Here is a 17,819-nt window from a genome sequence, read left to right on the forward strand (position 1 = left end):
CGGGTGTCTCGACTTCGCTCGACACGATCGGAAGTTGGGGGCTGTTTCCTTGTGGACGGGCCAGTCTCTAGTGGGATTCCCGGTCCTCTTCATCCCCCTCGCCACGGCGCAGGCGGCTCCGCAGGAGTTGCCCGCGCCCGAGTACGGGCAGGAGGAACAGGAGGCGGAGCCCCCCGTGATCGATCCCCCCGGCACGGAAACCGCGCCCGAGGATGTCGACCCCGGCGTGATCGAGGGCCGCCGCCGTCCCGGCTACAACGCACCGCTGCCCGAGCGCGTGACGCAGGACAATCCCGGCGCCGTGCGCGCGCCGCCGCCCGAGGCCTTTCCCACCGATCAGGTACCGATTCCCGACCGTTGGCGCCTGATCGAGACGCTGGGCGTGGTCAAGGAACGCTGGTTCGATCCCTACCACCAGAACACGCACAAGGGCGACCGCCCGATCGACCGCGCCAAGGTGCCCTGGCTGCCGATCACCGGCGACGATTGGTTCTTCGGCCTCAACGTGATCTCGGACACCGTGCTGGAGCCGCGCACGTTCCCGATCCCGGTCGGCGTGCAGACCACTGAGCGCCCCGGCTCGCTCGATGTCTTCGGCAAGGACGCCAGCCTCGTCTTCTCACAGACCGTCATCGTTGGCGCCAGCCTGACCAAGGGCAATACCGCGTTCAAGCCGCCGGACGTCGAGTACCGCGTGGCGCTCGCCTTCAACTACAATTACGTCAACGTGCCCGAGCGGCGCGTGCTGCATGTCGAGCCGAGCAAGGCATCGCACCGCGCCGACCACTTCCTCGGCGTGCAGGAATTGTTCGTCGATTATCACATCCGCAACGTCTCGGACCGCTACGATTTCGATTCCGTGCGCCTCGGCATCCAGCCCTTCCAGTCGGACTTTCGCGGTTTCCTGTTCAACGACAACCAGCTCGGCCTGCGCTTCTTCGGCAATCGCGACAACAACCGCGTGCAGTACAACCTCGCCGCGTTCTGGCGGCTGGAGAAGGATACCAATTCCGGCCTGAACTCGGTCGTCCAGCGCCCGCGTGACGATTTCCTCTTCGTCGCCAACATCTACCGTCAGGACTTCCTGATCCCCAGCCTGACCAGCCAGATCACCCTAGCGTACAATCGCAACCGCGAGGGCGACGAGATCGAGATCGACGACAACGGTTTTCCGGTCCGCCCGGCCCTGCTCGGCACGCTGCGGGGCCGCGATTATGACGTGTTCTACCTCGGCTACAACGCCGACGGGCGCGTGGGCCGGATCAACCTGACCGCCTCGACCTACGCCGCGCTGGGCGAGGACCGCAACAGCTTCTTCACCGACCGGAAGGCCGATATCCGCGCCTTCTTCGGCGCGGCTGAACTGAGCTACGACAAGGACTGGATGCGCTTTCGCCTCTCCGCGCTCTACGCCAGCGGCGACGGCGATCCCTACGATGGCAAGGAAACCGGCTTCGACGCGGTATTCGAGAACCCGATCTTCGCCGGCGCGGACACGAGCTACTGGATCCGCCAGACGATCCCCTTCGCCGGCGGCGGGCGCGCCGTCAGCGTCAACGGCCGCAACGGCATTCTCAATTCGCTGCGCTCGTCGAAGGAACAGGGGCAGTCGAACTTCAACAATCCGGGCACGATGCTGGTGGGCGCCGGGGCCGATTTCGACCTCTCCCCGGAAGTGCGCGTCTCGGCCAATGCCAACCACCTGTGGTTCGAGAATACCGCGACGCTGCAAACCCTGCGCAATGAGGGCTCGATCCCGAAGGACATCGGCTGGGACCTTTCCACCGCTGCGATCTGGCGCCCCAAGGCGACGCAGAACATCGTCATGCGGCTGAGCGCCGCCGCGCTTGTGCCCGGCAAGGGCTTTCGCGACCTGTTCGACAATTCGCAAGGCAACCGGAACTATTACTCGGTCCTCGCCAACCTGATCGTGAGTTACTGATGCGTTGGGCAATCTCGTCATCCCGGCGAACGCCGGGACCGCTGGCGGTCTTCAGGCGCGACCTTTCGGCGGCGCGCCCGGCAAGGCAGTGCCTGAAGACCGCCAGCGGTCCCGGGGCGAGCCCGGGAAGACGAATACTCCTCGCTTTCGCGCTCCTCGCCCTCGTCATCCCCGCAGGCCATCTCCTCGCGGCTGACGAGGAAAAGCCGGTCGATCGCGACTATTCGCTCGTTCGCGCGCCGGCGGCGCCTGCCGGGCAGAGCGTCGCAGACGTCAGACTCAAGTCCGCCGGCTGCCTCTCCTGCCACACCGCTTCCGATGCCCCGTCGATGCACGCCAGCCCGGCCGTGCAACTCGGCTGCACCGACTGCCACGGCGGCAATGCCCGGATCGAAGGGCGCCCCGCCCTCGGCTTCGACCATCCGCAATACATCGCCGCGCGCGACAGGGCCCATGTGCTGCCGAAGTATCCGGAATCCTGGCACTGGCCGAGTTCCGCCAACCCTCAGCGCAGCTACACCCTGCTCAACAAGGAAGCGCCCGAATACATCCGCTTCGTCAATCCCGGCGATTACCGCGTCGCCCGCGAAAGCTGCGGTGCCTGCCACTTGCCCGTGATCGAAGCGGCGGAGCGCTCTCTGATGGCCTCCGGCGCGATGCTCTGGGGCGGCGCGGCCTATAACAACGGCATCATTCCCTACAAGAACTACATCTTCGGCGAGGCCTTTACCCGCGAAGGTGAGCCGGCGAAGGTCGTCTCCCCCGGCGATCCGCCGGGCACGCTGACCGACGATCAGAAGGCGCGCGGTGCGCTGGCCGCGCTGTATCCCTTGCCGCGCTGGAACGTGGTCCCGCCCGGCGACGTCTTCCGCGTCTTCGAGCGCGGCGGGCGCGTGAACAACTCCGTCTTCGCCGAAGTCGGCCTGCCCAACCCGACCGGCTCGATCCAGCGCCTCGACGAACCGGGCCGCCCGGACCTCAAGCAGTCGAACCGGGGGCCCGGCACCGGCCTGCGCGTCGCGATCCCCGTACTCAACATCCACAAGACGCGCCTCAACGACCCGTTTACCTGGTTCATGGGTACCAACGACCAGCCGGGCGACTATCGCTCCTCGGGCTGCACCTCCTGCCATGTGATCTACGCCAACGACCGCGAGCCGCGCCACTCGCTGATCTATGCCCCGCTCGGGCGCGACGGGCAGACGATCACCACGGACCCGACTATCGCCGCGCTGAAGCACCGCAACGAGAACGGCCACGGCAAGCTCAAGACCGGGCACGAGGATGACGGCCACAGCATCGCCAAACCCGCCGACCCGCGCGAGAAGGGGCACCCCCTCCAGCACGTCTTCACCCGCGCGATCCCGACCGCGCAGTGCATGAACTGCCACATGCACCAGCCCAACATCTTCCTGAATTCCTACCTCGGCTATACCATGTGGGACTACGAGTCCGACGCGCCGAAAATGTGGCCGGACAAGCAGAAATACCCGACCGCCGCCGAAGTCCACAAGGTTCTGGAGCGCAATCCCGAGGGTGCCGCGCCCAAGGGCAAGTGGGCCGACCTCGACTTCCTGCGCAACGTCTACGACCTCAATCCCGAGCTGAAGGACACGCAGTTCGCCGACTACCACGGCCACGGCTGGAACTTCCGCGCCATCTTCAAGCGCGACCGCGAGGGCAACCTGCTCGACGCGGGCGGCAATCAGGCGACCTGGGGCACCGACAAGGACCACATCGTCTCGCCCGACGATCCGGAGAAGTGGCGCAAGGCGGGCGAAGGCAAGTTCGTGCCAGTCGGCACCAACCCCGGCAAGACGGTCCACATGATGGACATCCACGCCGAAAAGGGAATGCAGTGCGCGGATTGCCACTTCTCGCAGGACGCCCACGGCAACGGGTTGATCTATGGCGAAGTCGCCAATGCCGTCGAGATCGGCTGCAAGGACTGCCACGGCACCGCCGATGCCTATCCCACGCTGCTCACCAGCGGCCCTGCAGCGCCGCCCAAGGGCAACAACCTCGCGCTGCTGCGCAACCCCGACGGCCAGCGCCGCTTCGAATGGAGCACCGACGAATCCGGTCGCAGACGGCTCATCCAGCGTTCGATCGTCGATCCGCAGCTTTCGTGGGATGTCTCGCTGGTGAAGAACAGCGTCGATCCGGCCTTCCCGACCTTCAACGCCAAGGCCGCGCGCGCCAAGCTGATGAGCAAGTCGGGCGCGGACGACGGTTCGTTCTCATTCGGTCCCGGCGTCGATTTCGAGGATCGCGCGCACAAGGACGGAGAGATGGCCTGTTTCACCTGCCACCTCTCCTGGACGACAAGCTGCGGCGGCTGCCACTTGCCGATCGAGGCCAACTGGAAGACCTCCACGCACCACTACGAGGGCGAGGAGACGCGCAACTTCGCGACCTACAACCCGCAAGTGGCCCGCGACGAGATGTTCCAGCTCGGCAAGCACATGACCACCAAGGGCGCGCAGGTGGCGCCAATCCGCTCGACTTCGGCGCTGGTGCTTTCCTCCACCAACGCCAACCGCGAGCGCATCTATATCCAGCAGCCGCCGGTCAGCGCGGCGGGCTATTCCAGCCAGGCCTTCGCGCCGCATTTCCCGCATACGGTTCGCCTCACCGAGACCAAGACCTGCACCGACTGCCACCTCTCGCAAGCGGACGACAACAACGCGATCATGGCGCAGACGCTGCTGCTGGGCACCAATTTCGTCAACTTCATCGGCCTCAATGCCTGGGTCGGCCTCGAGGATGGCTTCGAGGCGGTGCGCGTGACCGAGTGGGACGAGCCGCAGGCCGTGCTCGGCTCCTACCTGCACACATACGCCTATCCCGACTTTTACCAGCTCCACGTCGGGCAGAACGGGCGCGAGCTGAAGAACTGGACGCGCGGCAAGACGTTCGACGCGAACCTGTCGGGCGAGACGCGTTCAATGGAGCAGTTCCGCAATGTCGTGCAGGGCACGAGCGACACCGTGGGATGCCTGCAACTTCGCGGCGAGTACATGTTCGCGGCGCAGGGCAAGGGCGGGTTCGCGGTCTATGACGTCGCCTCGGTCGGCAACAAGGGCTTCTCCGACGCGGTCGTCTCGGCGCCGTTCTCGCCGCTCGGCCACAAGACGCGGGTGAAGACGAAGAACGCGACCTGCATGGCGCTGGCGACCAACCAGCCCGTCGCGCCCACGCGCAACCGCACTATGGAAGCGACGGTGCTCAAGGACACCGAAGGCAACGCGGTGATGCAGGCCGACGGCACGACGCTGAACCTGCTGGAGGCGAACGAAGAGCAGCCGATGCGGCCGATCTACAGCTACGCCGCGATCACCGACAGCGAGGAAGGCCTGATCCTCGTCAATGTCGACACGATGGCGGACGGCGAACTGCGCAACAACAAGCTCAGACGCGCGGTGACGTGGAACCCGGACAATGTGCTGGCCGGAGCACGCCACATCGTGCTTGCCGGCGACATCGCCTATATCGCCGCCAGGGCCGGCCTCGTCGTGGTCGACCTTTCCGACCCGCTCCGCCCGCGGCTAGCCGCCGTGCGTCCGCTCGACGACGCGCGGGCAAGCACCGTGCAGTTCCGCTATCTCTGGGTGACGGACCGCGAGGGGCTCAAGCTCTTCGACGTGACCGACCTGCGCGATCCCATCGCGGTGCCTTCGGGCACGGTGCCGCTGGCCGACGCGCGGCGCGTCTACGTCGCGCGCACCTATGCCTATGTCGCGGCCAAGCAGGACGGTCTCGTGATCGTCGACGTGCGCAGCCCGCCGCGCCCGAGGCTCTACCAGAAAGTGACGCTGGCCGGGCAGCTCAGCGATGCCGAGGACGTGGTGGTCGGCTCGACCAATGCCTCGCTCTTCGCCTATGTCGCGGACGGCCGGAACGGCCTCAAGGTGCTGCAGCTCACCTCACCATCGAGCCAGCCGAACTTCTACGGCTTCTCTCCCGCGCCCAAGCCCGAACTGGTCGCCTGGGCCAGGACGCCCTCCCCCGCCCGCGCCTTGTCCAAGGGACTCGACCGTGACCGCGCGGTCGATGAAACCGGAGGCCAGATGGCGGTCTTCGGCCGCCTCGGTTCGCGGCCTTTCACGCGGGCGGAGATGGAGCGCCTGTTCCTCAACCGGCGCGGCGTGCCGTTCAAGGTGACCGACGAGGTGGACATGAGCGTGTGGGTGCCGATGCGGCCGAGGTAAACCGAACCGTCATCCCGGACTTGCTCCGGGACCGGTGGCGGTGTTTACGCGCGGCTTGCCGTGAGAACGCGCCGAACGACAGCCACCGGTCCCGGAGCAAGTCCGGGATGACGTGGTACTTGCCGAAATTCATCCCTCGCGCCGCTCCGCGTCGATCAGGCGCACGGTCTCCTGAAAGCCCCTATCATAGCGCGCCAGCACATCGAGCGCGCCGACGCTCTCGACGTGCGAGACCAACCGCCGACCATCCCAGCGGTGCAGCGCATAGGCGGGCAGTTCGGTGGTAATCATCGCCCGCCCGTCCGGCTTGTCGGGATCGACGGGATTGAGATCGAGCGCGACCGTGGCGGCGGTCGAGCCGGTGACGGCCACCGGGATCCCCTCCCACAGCGCGTGGATCGTGCGGTGCAGGTGCCCCGCGACGATGCCCCTGATCTGGCCGTGCCCGCGCACCGTCTCGGCCAGCCGCACGATCCAGTCCTCGCGTTCGTCGGTGTCGAGCCAGGCGATGCCGCTTTCGAACGGAGGATGGTGCATGGCGATGAGCGTCGGTTTCCCGGGGTGCGCCGCCAGTTCGCCGGCAAGCCACGCAGCCCGCCGCTTGCAGAAGGCCCCGCCGTGGCGCCCTTCCTCCAGCGTATCGAGCACCAGCACCCGTAGCGGCCCGAGATCGAGCGCATATTGCACGAAGCCGTCGCCGGTCGGGCAATCCGGAAAAGCCGCCAGCATGGCCTCGCGCGCGTCGTGGTTACCGACCATCGGCGCCACCGGGAACGGGCAGCCCCGCACCATCTCGGCCAGCCGCGCGTAGCTGGGCGCATCGCCGAACTCGGTCATGTCGCCCGACATGATGAGCAGGTCCGGGCGGTTCGGCCCCTCCACCAGGCGTTCGATGACCGCCCGCAGCCGATGCGTGTTGTAGCCTCCCGAGGCGGTGCCGCTGAAGCCGATGTGCAGATCCGTGATCTGCGCGATCAGCACGTCGGAATTCCCGACGAAAATCCGGTAGTCCCCCTCATGCTCTCGATTACTCCCTTCGAAGCGCGGCCTTCATAGGAGACGACGGGTTGACGTCCGGCTTACGGTCCGCCGACCCCGTCGCGATTATGTGATAACCATGGCACATCGCGCAGCCCGATGGCACCTTTGTTTTCGGCGCATCCTCGCCGAGGTGGCATGTGCGGCAGGTCTTGATCCCCGGCAGTAGCACGTCCGATGCGCTGGTCGAGGTATCAGCCGCGTGGCACGTGGTGCACTTCTCCTGCTTGTGCGCGGCGTGATCGAACCAGCCGTGATCGAAATAGCGCGCCGGCAGCGAAACCGGGACGACGCCGGGCATGCCGTTCACCGTCATGGGCCGGTGGCATTCGCCGCAGACCCCCTTGTCGGATAGCGCCGTCTTGAGCTTCAGTCCCGGCCAGCCGGAGCCTGAAGAGCGGAAGCGGTAGAGCCCGCCCTCGCCATACTCGCCCGGCCGCTTGCGGTTCGAGACGAAAGGCCGCCCGCGATCAGCGGCCAGAAGATCGGCCGTGAGCTGCTCGACATCGCCGTGACGCAGGCGCCGGACGATGCCGCCGACGCGCTCATAGGCGAGGCTGTGACAGCCCTCGCAGTCGCGCTCCATCTCGATTGGCTGAAAGCGCACGCCTTCCTCGGTGGGGCGGTGGCAATCCTTGCATTGCAGGCCGCCGGCGCCATAGCCGCGCTCAGCGCCGATGTTCTTCGCCATGCGCGCGACGCCGCCGCGCGGATCGAGGTGCAGCTTGTGCGGGAACGACAACCCGTTGTCCTCACGCAGCTTGCCGTCGAGCGGGAACGAGGCCACCTGCTTCTTCACCGGGTCGGCGATCACGCGCGCGGTGAACTGCGGGTGCAGCTTGCCGAAATCGGCCGCATCGCCAAGCCGGGTATCGGGCAGGTTGCTCTTCAGCCGGCCGTGGCAGTCCGCGCAGAACTGCTGATCGGGCGCCGTCAGCCGTGTCGGCCCCTTGTGCTCGGAGTGGCAGTCCCGGCAGGCGCCCGGCCCTTCCTTGCCGAAAGCGTGCGCGATCTTCCAGAGCGCGGCCTGCCCCAGCGGCAGATTGCCCCGCGCGGCGGCGAGGCGCACCGGGGCGGCATGGTCGTGCACGTCCTTGTGGCAAGTCAGGCAGGTCTCGTCGCGCACCGATTCGAACGGCTTGACGTGGCAGGCCTCGCACTTGTCGGTGAGCGAATGGTGGGCGACGCTCAGCGAACCGGGATTCCAGCTCCTGTCGCCGAAGACCGTATCCTTCTTCTCAACCTCCGGCCCGGTGGCACGCGTCAGGTTGCTCACGATCGGCACGGCGAGGAAGGCGAGCAGGATCATCGCCGCCAGCGCCCACGACATCCTGCGCTTGCCCGGCAGAACGCCCGCTAGCGAGAAGCCGCGCTTGCCCTCGAGATCGCCCGAGCGCGTGGCGGCGGTCCCTACCTTGCGGATGGTCAGCAGGACAACGCCGTCATCCTCGCGCGAAACGGTCAGGCGGTAGGTGCCAAAACCCAGCTCGGCGCCGCCGATGCTGTCGATCGAGGCGGAGCGCGTCTCCGCGCCGTCAACCACGAAGCCGAGCGTACCCACGGCCTCCACGCGCAGACGGCCCCCGGCCGCTTGGGTGATCTCGGCATGGTGCGGTTCCACCGCCAGGTCGGGCAGGTGAACATCGTTGTCGGCGGAGCGGCCGATGGTGAGCGTCTCGCCGGCAACATCGCGGTCGCGGACGATTTCGCGGCCCGTCGCGGTGCGTTCGATCTGGCGGATACGGAAAGTCATGCCGCCCTCACCAGTAGTAGAACACGGAAACGATATGGGCCGTCAGCGCCGCGAGCAAAGCCATCGTCGCCGGAACGTGGACGTAAAGCCATACTTCCAGCATCGACTTGAGGCGCATGTGCCGCCTGAGCCGTTCGAGGTGGGCCTTGCGCCGCACCAGCAGTTTCTCGACGCGCTCCACGGCCGCGTCCTGATCGCCGAGCCGCGCCAGCCCCTCAATCGCCTTCTGCGTCGCGCAGTTCCGGTAGTTGCCGGAGAGGCGCCGCCAGAGACCGGGCGCGAAGGGGTCTTCCCCCAGCGCCTCCAGCACAAGGTCCGAAGGCCCCCGCGCCAGCGGCTGCGCCGCCTCGTCCAGCTGGCGGTCGAGCGCGCGGATGGCGTCGATCATCTGCCCTTGCGTCATCTGCTCGCGATTGGAACTGAGCGCGGAAGGCAGCGTCGCATAGGCCCAGATGCCGAACATGCCGGAGAGGATAACCAGCATCATCAGCGCATAAGCGAGCGTGTGCACGTTCCAGCCGAGCTGGAAACCGGTGTGCAGCGTCGCGACGACGATCAAGGAAAGACCGAGATAGACATGCGCCGAAGTCCACGCCTTCAGCGACCAGCGCCCTTCGGTGATCGCCCGCTTGCGGATGCCGAGCAGCGAAAGCCAGACGATCAGCAGCGCCCCGATCGTGCCCAGCGTATAGCCGATCCACGTCCCCCCGCCGGGGCGCGGCCTGGGATCGGTGAGGAAATAGGCGGCGATGCAGATCACGCTGAGCAGGGTCGCGATCTTGAGCCAGCGGAAATGGCGATGGCGCAGGAATCCTTCGTGATCGCTGCGATACTCGCGACCTGCTACCGGGCCGGTTGTGGTGCGGGTCGCCATCACTCACCCTCCGCCAGCTTGGCCACCGACAGGAATGCCTCGGGCGAAACGCGGATCGCCGCGCCGGTCGGGCAGGCGCGCACGCAGGAGGGGCCGCCGTCGATCCCGGCGCACATGTCGCACTTGATCGCCTGCTTGGGCTTTTCCGCTCCTTCCGCGTGCTTCTTGCGCCAGTCCTTGCTCGGCTCGCCCGGCCCCGGCCCCTTGCCGAGGAACAGCCAGGAGAGGATCGAGGGCTTCTTCGGCGGCACCGAGTCCATGCGGATCACGCCATAGGGGCAATTGCGCTGACAGTTGCCGCAGCCGATGCAGGTCTCGTCGATGAAGACCTCGCCGTCCGGCCCGCGCTGGATCGCGTTGGGCGGGCAGTCGGCCATGCAGTGCGGATGCTCGCAGTGGCGGCACGAGGTCGGCACATGGAGGTGCGCGTAAGTCGTCCCCGCCTCGCGGTCGAGGCGCGAAAGCCCGTCGTGGCTGTCGGCGCAGGCCTTTTCGCAGTTGTCGCAGCCGACGCAGAGCGTCTCGTCGATCAGGAGCACGTCGGTCGCTTCGCCGATACCGTTGTCGACGAGGAACTGCGCGGTCTGCGAGTACATGTCGACGACACTGGAGAAGTTCTCCTTGCGCCCCTCGACAAAGGCATTGATCTCGCGCCGGCGCTCCATCTCCTCGAAGGCCTTGCGCCTCAGCTGCGGCTTGCGTTCGAGCAGGCGGACGAACGCCTCGCCGGGAAGGCGGATCACTTCGGACTTGATCGCCGCGCGCACCGTCGCCGAACGGCGCGAACCGTCGATGACGGCCATTTCGCCGACATAGGCTCCGGCGGCAAGGTAGCTGAGGAACACCGGCTTGCCGCCGATCTCGCGCTCGACGATCATCGAGCCCCGGCGGATGATGAAGATGTCGGCGCCTTCGTCGCCTTCCTTCATCAGGACTTCATTCGCGCGCAATTCCTGCACTTCGGCGCCATCGACCAGCTCGGCGACGTCCTCCCGCGTCAGCCCCGAGCCGAAAATCTGGAGAAGCTGGCGCTCGATCGAGATGCGGTTGACGACCTTGGCCGCAGCGGGCGCCGTCGCCATCATCTTGAGCGCCGCCGAGCGCGACAATTCGACGACGATCAGGTCCTCCGCCGCCCGGATCGTGGCGCCGCGGCGGCGGCCCGAGATCAGGCCGACCTCGCCGAAGATCGAGCCCTGCGCGATCGGCACGGTGATCGAGGGATCGTCCTTGTTGACCTCGACCGCCACCGAACCCTCGGCAATGGCGAAGAGCGAGGAGCCGATCTCATTACGCTCGAACACCGCCTCGCCCTTGCGAAAGGCAGCAACACCGGAATCGAGCATGAGTTCGCGGAGCTGCAGCGGCGAGATGTCGCGGAATATCTCGATGCGGCTACCCAGCAGCTCGAGCCATTCGTCGACACTGCGCGAACCGGGGAGCGCCGCGAACTTTTCGGCGAGGATCGGTTCGTCGGCGGGCTTGAGCCGGGTATTGCCGTTCAGGAACTCGACGACGTCGTAGCCCTGGTTCATGCAGTGCTTGATGAGCGGATAGCCCGCCAGCGCGCCGATCACGTGGATGCCGGGCCGCGTCGTCTCGAAGACCGGGGAAAGCACCGGGAAAGCCTCACGCTCGGGGCTGGTGAACGCGATCCCGCAGTCTTCCACGAACTTGCGCGGCGGCGCCGAGCCGGTTCGGGCGATGATGCGGTCGCAGCGGATCGTCTCCTGCCCGTCGCGCGTGTCGAGCACGAGCTGGCCGGGCCGCACTTCGGCCGGCGTCGTCTCGTTGCGCACGATCACGCGTCCCGCTGCCTGCGCCTCCGTCAGCAGCTTGACGTTGGCTTCCTTGGCGCGGGCAAACTCGGCGCCGCGATTGAGGATGGTGACGACATTGCCCTGTGCCGGATCGGCGGCGAGACCCAGCGCGTTCTCGATCCCCGCGTCGCCCGTGCCGACGACGGTGATATGCTCGTCGATGTATTCGGTGGGATCGTCGAGCTGGTACTGGATGTGCGGCAGGTCCGCGCCCTCGCAGCGCAGCTTGTTCGGATTGCCCTGCGTGCCGATGGCGAGGATCACCGCCTCGGCCTCGAGAGTGCCCCCGTCCTTCAGCGTCAGGACGAACGCGCCCTTCTCACCCTCGATCCTGGTGACCTCGGCATTGTAGCGCACGGTGATCGCGCCTGCGGCCGCCTGTTCCTCCCACGTGCCCAGCACCTGCTCGCGCTTGCCCGCATCGAAATCGAAGTCCGAACGCAGCACCAGCGAGGAAGGCGTCGCCATGACGTGCTTGCCCTTCTGGTACTTGAAGATGGTGTCGGAAAGGTGATCGGTCTTTTCCAGCAGGACATGACTCATGCCCAGCCTGGCCGCCCGGCCCGCGGCGCTCAGCCCCGCCGGGCCGGAGCCAACAATGGCAATGCGGACGCGATCCTTCACACCTTCCCCCTTGCCGTGCCAACCGATCATTGCAAACAGGTGCGAAATTCCGCATCTGCCCGGTCAAATTCAGCGGCCTGTCCCCTCAGCCGGCGGTACTGTAATGAATGGGAATTCGCGATGACACAACTGAACGCGACAAGATTTCGACCGCAAAGGATCGCGCTGGTGATCGCGGGCCTTGTCGCGGTCGGCGCGATCGGTACGGCGATACTGCGGCAGGATGGGGACGACGCGCCCAGCGAAGCTATAACGGCCGAGAGTGCCGGGATTGGCGACCTCGAAAAGGCAGCCAGGGAATCTCCCGAGGATTCCGGCACATGGCAGCGGCTGGGTCTGGCCTATTTCGAGGCCGGCCGCTTTGCCGATGCAGTGCGTGCCTACGACAAGGCCACGCAGCTTGCTCCCGGTTCTGCGCTGCTCTGGTCCGCGCTGGGCGAAGCGCGCGTCATGGCGAGCGAGCGCGATCCAATGCCCGCAGAGGCCGCTGCAGCCTTCGAAAAGGCGGTGGCGATCGATCCGGCCGATCCGCGCGCGCGCTACTTCCTGGCCGTGAAACGCGATCTCGGCGGCGATCACCAGGGCGCGATCGACGATTGGCTGGCACTGCTCAAGGACACGCCCCCGGACGCTCCGTGGCGCGGCGATCTCATCCGCACGATCGAGCAGGTGGCGAAGATCCACAAGCTGGACGTGTCGGACCGGCTGGCCGAAGCAGGGGCGGCCGCACCCGCCTCGGCCTCGTCGACACCGCTCGCGGCACGGGCAATTCCCGGACCCAGCGCGGATGACCTTGCCAATGCCGCCGGCATTACGCCGGGCGAGCAGCGCGCCATGGCCGAAGGCATGGTAGCGCGGCTCGAGACCCGGCTCGAAGGCGATCCCTCCAACGTCGATGGCTGGATCATGCTGATGCGCAGCCGCAAGACGCTGGACCAGCCCGAAAAGGCGAGCAAGGCCCTCGCGGATGCCGTCGCCGCCAATCCCGGCAAGGCCGACTACCTGCGCCAGCAGGCGGCCGTCCTGGGCATCCGGCAGGACTGACGGAACTCGGCGCCGTATCTCGCCGACCAGCGATCGAGTTTACATCGTGGTCGTTTTGGCTTCCGGCAGGCCCTGCGTCTCGGCCTGCTGCTTGAGTTCCTCCTTGCGCGCCAGCATCTGTTCGCCCAGCGCGTCCAGATCGACGTCGGCCGCCCGCGCCTGCTGGAACATGTTGCCCTGCTGCTTCTCTTCTTCGCCGACGTGGTGCTCGATCTGCTCCTTCAGCACATGGACCTTGGCGTCGTAAAACTCCTCGTTCTGATCATCGCCGGCGATCTCGTTTATCAGCACCTTTGCACCGTCATGCTCGACGTAGGCTTCGTTGAGCATGTCCTCTTCGATCTTGCCGCGCAGCGCAGGGTAGAAGATTTCCTCCTCGATCATCGTGTGGATATTCAGTTCCTTGCAGATATCTTTAGCCAGCTTCGCCTTCGCATCCCTGCCGCTCGTTTTGCTGTATTTCTCGAACAGATCCTCCACCTTGCGGTGATCCTGGGCAAGGATATGAGTGGCGTCGGTATCACGTGCCTTTGTCATTGCTGTTCTCCAGTTTCCGGACTGTCTGGAGAACAGTCGTGATCGTCCCTTGGTTCCGCTGTTCCGCGTCTTGCCGCTACGGTTCGGCGCATATCGCGAAGCTCCGGTACCGCCGGCCGACACCGGCCCTCAGGCAAGCTGACGGACGAGTTCGAACAGGCGCTCACCCGCCGCATTCCATGACAGCCTGCCCGCGCGTTCCAGGCCGCGGCAGCGCAAGCGCCCGGCCAGGCCGGAATCGCCCAACACGGCCTCTATGGCTTGGCGATAGGCACGCGGATTGCCGGCATCGACCAGGAGAGCGGCATCACGGCAGACTTCCGGCATGGCCCCTGCCCTTGCGGCGACGACCGGCGCGCCGCAGTGCATGGCCTCGACAGGCGGCAAGCCGAAACCCTCCGTCAGCGACGGAAACACGAACACGGCGGCCGACGCGTAAAGCGCGCGCAGTTCGGCGTCGGATACGACACCGGTGAAGACCGTTCCCGGAGGCGGGCTCCAGCCTGCCCGGCGATAGTTCACTTCGTCCGGCCCGCCTGCCACGACCAGCCTGATCGCCGCCTGACGCGGATGCGCCATGGCATCGAACGTGCCCGCGCCCGACGAACCTGTCGGGGACGAGACCGGCAGCTCCACCGGGGACGACACGAAGGATCGGCCGGACAGCGACGGCTCGAGCACGATGGAGAGCTTCGACGAAGCGGCACGCGCCTATGACAAGGCGTTCGCCGGAACCGCCGCCGGCGAGAAGATCCGCGGCACCAATGCCGCCGACAGGATCGACGGCCACGGCGGAAACGACACCCTGGTCGGCCGGGGCGGCGACGATGCCCTCTACGGAGGCCTCGGCGACGACAAGCTGCTCGGCGGCACCGGCAGCGATTTCCTCGACGGCAGCAAGGGCGCCGACAAGCTCTACGGCGATTTCGGCATCGACAAGCTCTATGGCGATGCGGGAGATGACCTGCTCAAGGGCGGCGACGGCGACGACTGGATCGATGGCGGCAGCGGCAGCGACAGGCTCTATGGCGATGCCGGCGCGGACACCTTCGTCTTCGACATCGCCGATCTCGACGGCCTGGACACGATCTATGACTTCAACGCTGCCGAAGGCGACCGCATCCTGGTGAAGGGGCTCGGCGCCAACAGCAACGCGAGCTTCGAGTTCGTAACCTCCGGATCGAACACGTACCTTGAAATGCACGACGACGGCGGCGTGACGCAAATTGCCCGGATCAAGGGTGTTGGTGTCGACGATCTCGCCATGAGTTCGGCGGAACTTGGGCTGATCTGGGCCTGACGCGGGGGGACTGGGCGGTAATCGGCGTGGCAGGACGGGGGCTGCGGACCCGGTAACCGCCCAGGATCAATGACACGGCAGGAAGGCCCCGGAACCGTCGGGGCCTTCTTTTTTTGCCTATGATCCCGATCAGGGCAATTCGCCGATCCTGCTCAAGATCGGACCGAGTGCCGAATATCTCATTACCAGTACGTTTCCCATGAATGCGGCGCGCCGAACGAATGCATTGCCGCCAGGTGACGACGTGAGCACTTCGAATAGCTCCGATCCCGAGCGGCTTGATCGGACAAAACGCCGATAATTTCGCACGGTTGGTCGTGCCCGACAACGCGCCCTGCCGGACGACAGGACAAGTTGAATGCGATCGATACGCCGAAAACCAGAACAGGGACGCCGGCGCCTCGTGGTCGAGGCAGATGATTGAGTGGCAATGTTCAATTGGAAAGGACTGTTCCCATGGCTCTTGTAACTGGCACCGACGGAGGCGACATTCTTGCCGGCACCTCCGATCCCGACGTGATCTTTTCGGGCGGCGCGCGCGATGTCGTGCAGGCCGGCGCGGGCGACGACGAAATCCACGGCGGCGCCAACGCCGACCGTCTCTACGGCGATGACGGCGACGACTACATTGAAGGTGATGCTTCCAACGACAAGATCTGGGGCGGCACCGGCAACGACACGCTCGATGGCGGCGCCCAGAACGACCGCGTCTATGGCGGCGACGGCAATGACGTGCTCTACGGCGACAATCCCAACGATGACAACGACAACGAAGGCTGGCAGGACGTATTCGTCTTCGACAACGACGACGGCACCGATAAAGTGTTCGATTTCGAAGCCGGCCTCGATACGGTCGAATTGACTGACGGTGGAACCTACACGCTGGCCTACTCGGGCAGCAATACCATCATGACGTACGGCAGCACGACCGTGACGTTTTACGACGAGCTCCTGAGCGACAGCGACATCAGCGGCGCGACCCTGGTCGTCTGATAGGGCCGCAGGCGCCTTATCGACAACACAGGAACGGGTTGGGGCGTCACAAGGGCGTCCCAACCGCCTTCTCTGGCGGCTGCGACAAGTCCGCCGGATCAGAAAACCAGCGCGGCCAGTCCAATCCAAAGCCCAACGGATACCGTCAGGGACAAGGCAAGGCCGATCAGCGGCCAGCGGCCGTTTCGTCTGGCGAAGACCATCTCAAGTTTCCGCGTCGACCGACGAGGCAGATCGCGTGCGCCCGGAAGAGTGCCGCACCGGACGCCGATGCCGGTTTGCACCACTGGGGCTTTGCCCGAGATCGAAGCAGTCATCGCGAAACATCCTCCATCTGGGGCGTTGCATGTCGCGCACGTCACAGGTGCATCGAACACCTGATTTCGGCTTGCGCCAACACCCGAATGAACCTGTTTCGCAATACCCGCGAATCCGTTCCCGGAAGCACTACAGACTTGGCTAAACGAAGAGGCCGGTTATCCGGCCTCCTGTTTACTTTCAATTATAGAGACAAAACATCAGAATAGGCATGAATACTTAAATACCCGGCTCATTCGCCGCCGTCATCGTCCGAAGGGCCGACCATCATTTCCTCGGCCAAACCTTCGGTCTGCGCACGGATCGCCTTTTCGAGCCGGTCGCAGACTTCGGGGTTCTGCTTCAGGTAGGTCTTGGCGTTCTCCCGTCCCTGGCCGATGCGGATCGAATCGTAGCTGAACCAGGCGCCCGACTTCTCGACGAGCCCGGCCTTGACGCCAAGATCGAGGATTTCGCCGATCTTGGAGACGCCCTCGCCATACATGATGTCGAACTCGACCTGCTTGAAGGGCGGGGCGACCTTGTTCTTGACGACCTTCACGCGGGTGGCGTTGCCGACGATCTCGTCACGGTCCTTGATCTGGCCGGTGCGGCGGATGTCGAGGCGCACCGAGGCGTAGAACTTGAGCGCGTTGCCGCCGGTGGTCGTCTCCGGATTGCCGTACATCACGCCGATCTTCATGCGCAGCTGGTTGATGAAGATCACCATGCAGCGCGAGCGGCTGATCGAGCCGGTCAGCTTTCGCAGCGACTGGCTCATCAGGCGGGCCTGAAGTCCGACATGGCTGTCGCCCATTTCGCCCTCGATCTCGGCGCGGGGCACCAGCGCGGCGACCGAGTCCACCACCAGCACGTCGATCGCGTTGGAACGGACCAGCGTGTCGACGATCTCCAGCGCCTGTTCGCCGGTATCGGGCTGCGAAACGATCAGTTCGTCGATGTCGACGCCCAGCTTCTTCGCGTAGACCGGATCGAGCGCATGCTCGGCGTCGATGAACGCGGCGGTGCCGCCGGTCTTCTGCGCCTCGGCGATGACGTGGAGCGCCAGCGTCGTCTTGCCCGAGCTTTCCGGGCCGTAGATCTCGATCACGCGGCCGCGCGGCAACCCGCCGACGCCCAGCGCGATGTCGAGCCCGAGCGAGCCTGTCGAGATCGCCTCGACCTGCATCGCCTCCTTCGAGCCGAGCTTCATCGCGCTACCCTTGCCGAACGCGCGGTCTATCTGGGCGAGCGCTGCGTCGAGCGCCTTCTGACGGTCCATGGAGTCCTTATCCTTGCCTTCCTGGATCAGCTTGAGCTGAGCAGCCATACCACTTCCCCTTTGCTACCGGCCTGACCGGAAAGGTCAACGTCGCAGGGGACTGT

The 17,819-nt window shown here is 65.7% G+C and carries 12 protein-coding genes; 5 read left to right on the forward strand and 7 right to left on the reverse strand.

The genetic code is table 11. The features are described from left to right. Positions 1 to 70 precede the first annotated feature (70 nt). Together IEX32_RS06185 and IEX32_RS06190 are read left to right on the forward strand one after the other, a co-directional pair. Positions 71 to 1,942 (forward strand): hypothetical protein, encoded by a 1,872-nt coding sequence (locus IEX32_RS06185; RefSeq protein WP_188769569.1) that lies wholly within the window; start codon positions 71 to 73, stop codon positions 1,940 to 1,942. Further along, the gene (locus IEX32_RS06190; protein WP_188769571.1) at positions 1,942 to 6,153 is read left to right on the forward strand and encodes an LVIVD repeat-containing protein; all 4,212 of its coding nucleotides are present in this window, start codon (positions 1,942 to 1,944) and stop codon (positions 6,151 to 6,153) included. The genes IEX32_RS06185 and IEX32_RS06190 overlap by 1 nt, the downstream gene beginning before the upstream one ends. Positions 6,154 to 6,282: 129 nt before the next feature. Here the strand turns inward: IEX32_RS06190 and IEX32_RS06195 are convergent, their stop codons facing one another. Genes IEX32_RS06195 through IEX32_RS06210 form a run of 4 tightly spaced genes read right to left on the reverse strand, consistent with a single transcriptional unit; the run spans position 6,283 to position 12,292 of the window. Next, positions 6,283 to 7,134 carry a phosphodiesterase gene (locus tag IEX32_RS06195; RefSeq protein WP_188769572.1) on the reverse strand — a complete coding sequence of 284 codons (852 nt, stop codon included), beginning with the start codon at positions 7,132 to 7,134 and terminating at the stop codon, positions 6,283 to 6,285. A 46-nt stretch (positions 7,135 to 7,180) separates the two neighbouring features. Further along, entirely contained in the window at positions 7,181 to 8,944 is a 1,764-nt protein-coding gene (locus IEX32_RS06200; RefSeq protein ID WP_188769575.1) for a cytochrome c3 family protein, read from the reverse strand. A gap of 7 nt (positions 8,945 to 8,951) precedes the next feature. After that, on the reverse strand, positions 8,952 to 9,818 hold the full coding sequence (locus IEX32_RS06205) for a hypothetical protein (protein WP_188769576.1): 867 nt from the start codon (positions 9,816 to 9,818) through the stop codon (positions 8,952 to 8,954). Continuing rightward, positions 9,818 to 12,292, reverse strand: coding sequence for a cyclic nucleotide-binding domain-containing protein (locus tag IEX32_RS06210; RefSeq protein ID WP_188769578.1), 2,475 nt, complete (start codon positions 12,290 to 12,292; stop codon positions 9,818 to 9,820). Before IEX32_RS06210 ends, IEX32_RS06205 begins: the two co-directional genes overlap by 1 nt. Before the next feature lie 90 nt (positions 12,293 to 12,382). On the opposite strand from IEX32_RS06210, the gene IEX32_RS06215 reads away from it, so the two are divergent. After that, positions 12,383 to 13,306 (forward strand): tetratricopeptide repeat protein, encoded by a 924-nt coding sequence (locus IEX32_RS06215; protein WP_188769580.1) that lies wholly within the window; start codon positions 12,383 to 12,385, stop codon positions 13,304 to 13,306. Between the two features lie 39 nt (positions 13,307 to 13,345). Here the strand turns inward: IEX32_RS06215 and IEX32_RS06220 are convergent, their stop codons facing one another. Both IEX32_RS06220 and IEX32_RS06225 read right to left on the reverse strand, forming a co-directional pair. Beyond that, complete coding sequence (locus tag IEX32_RS06220; RefSeq protein ID WP_188769582.1) at positions 13,346 to 13,843, reverse strand: hemerythrin domain-containing protein; 498 nt, start codon at positions 13,841 to 13,843, stop codon at positions 13,346 to 13,348. Between the two features lie 129 nt (positions 13,844 to 13,972). Beyond that, complete coding sequence (locus IEX32_RS06225; protein WP_188769584.1) at positions 13,973 to 14,422, reverse strand: glycosyltransferase; 450 nt, start codon at positions 14,420 to 14,422, stop codon at positions 13,973 to 13,975. On the opposite strand from IEX32_RS06225, the gene IEX32_RS06230 reads away from it, so the two are divergent. Together IEX32_RS06230 and IEX32_RS20915 are read left to right on the forward strand one after the other, a co-directional pair. Continuing rightward, positions 14,421 to 15,143, forward strand: a complete 723-nt coding sequence (locus tag IEX32_RS06230; RefSeq protein ID WP_188769586.1) for a calcium-binding protein — start codon at positions 14,421 to 14,423, stop codon at positions 15,141 to 15,143. The genes IEX32_RS06225 and IEX32_RS06230 overlap by 2 nt on opposite strands. Before the next feature lie 456 nt (positions 15,144 to 15,599). Next, a complete protein-coding gene (locus IEX32_RS20915) occupies positions 15,600 to 16,136 on the forward strand; it encodes a calcium-binding protein (protein ID WP_188769588.1) in 537 nt (178 codons plus the stop codon). 550 nt (positions 16,137 to 16,686) lie between these two features. Here IEX32_RS20915 and recA read toward each other — a convergent pair. Further along, positions 16,687 to 17,763, reverse strand: coding sequence for a recombinase RecA (gene recA / locus IEX32_RS06240; RefSeq protein WP_188769591.1), 1,077 nt, complete (start codon positions 17,761 to 17,763; stop codon positions 16,687 to 16,689). Positions 17,764 to 17,819: the final 56 nt, after the last annotated feature.

Origin of the sequence: Novosphingobium endophyticum, assembly GCF_014640675.1 — a bacterium.
Taxonomy (GTDB): domain Bacteria; phylum Pseudomonadota; class Alphaproteobacteria; order Sphingomonadales; family Sphingomonadaceae; genus Novosphingobium; species Novosphingobium endophyticum.

Bases quoted from the DNA above. Each gene is read 5' to 3' on its own strand.
- IEX32_RS06215 (WP_188769580.1), top strand. From the start codon at position 12,383: ATGACACAACTGAACGCGACAAGATTTCGACCGCAAAGGATCGCGCTG.
- IEX32_RS20915 (WP_188769588.1), top strand. From the start codon at position 15,600: ATGGCTCTTGTAACTGGCACCGACGGAGGCGACATTCTTGCCGGCACC.
- IEX32_RS06230 (WP_188769586.1), top strand. From the start codon at position 14,421: ATGGCATCGAACGTGCCCGCGCCCGACGAACCTGTCGGGGACGAGACC.
- IEX32_RS06200 (WP_188769575.1), bottom strand. From the start codon at position 8,944: ATGACTTTCCGTATCCGCCAGATCGAACGCACCGCGACGGGCCGCGAA.
- recA (WP_188769591.1), bottom strand. From the start codon at position 17,763: ATGGCTGCTCAGCTCAAGCTGATCCAGGAAGGCAAGGATAAGGACTCC.
- IEX32_RS06225 (WP_188769584.1), bottom strand. From the start codon at position 14,422: ATGGCGCATCCGCGTCAGGCGGCGATCAGGCTGGTCGTGGCAGGCGGG.
- IEX32_RS06220 (WP_188769582.1), bottom strand. From the start codon at position 13,843: ATGACAAAGGCACGTGATACCGACGCCACTCATATCCTTGCCCAGGAT.
- IEX32_RS06205 (WP_188769576.1), bottom strand. From the start codon at position 9,818: ATGGCGACCCGCACCACAACCGGCCCGGTAGCAGGTCGCGAGTATCGC.
- IEX32_RS06190 (WP_188769571.1), top strand. From the start codon at position 1,942: ATGCGTTGGGCAATCTCGTCATCCCGGCGAACGCCGGGACCGCTGGCG.
- IEX32_RS06210 (WP_188769578.1), bottom strand. From the start codon at position 12,292: ATGATCGGTTGGCACGGCAAGGGGGAAGGTGTGAAGGATCGCGTCCGC.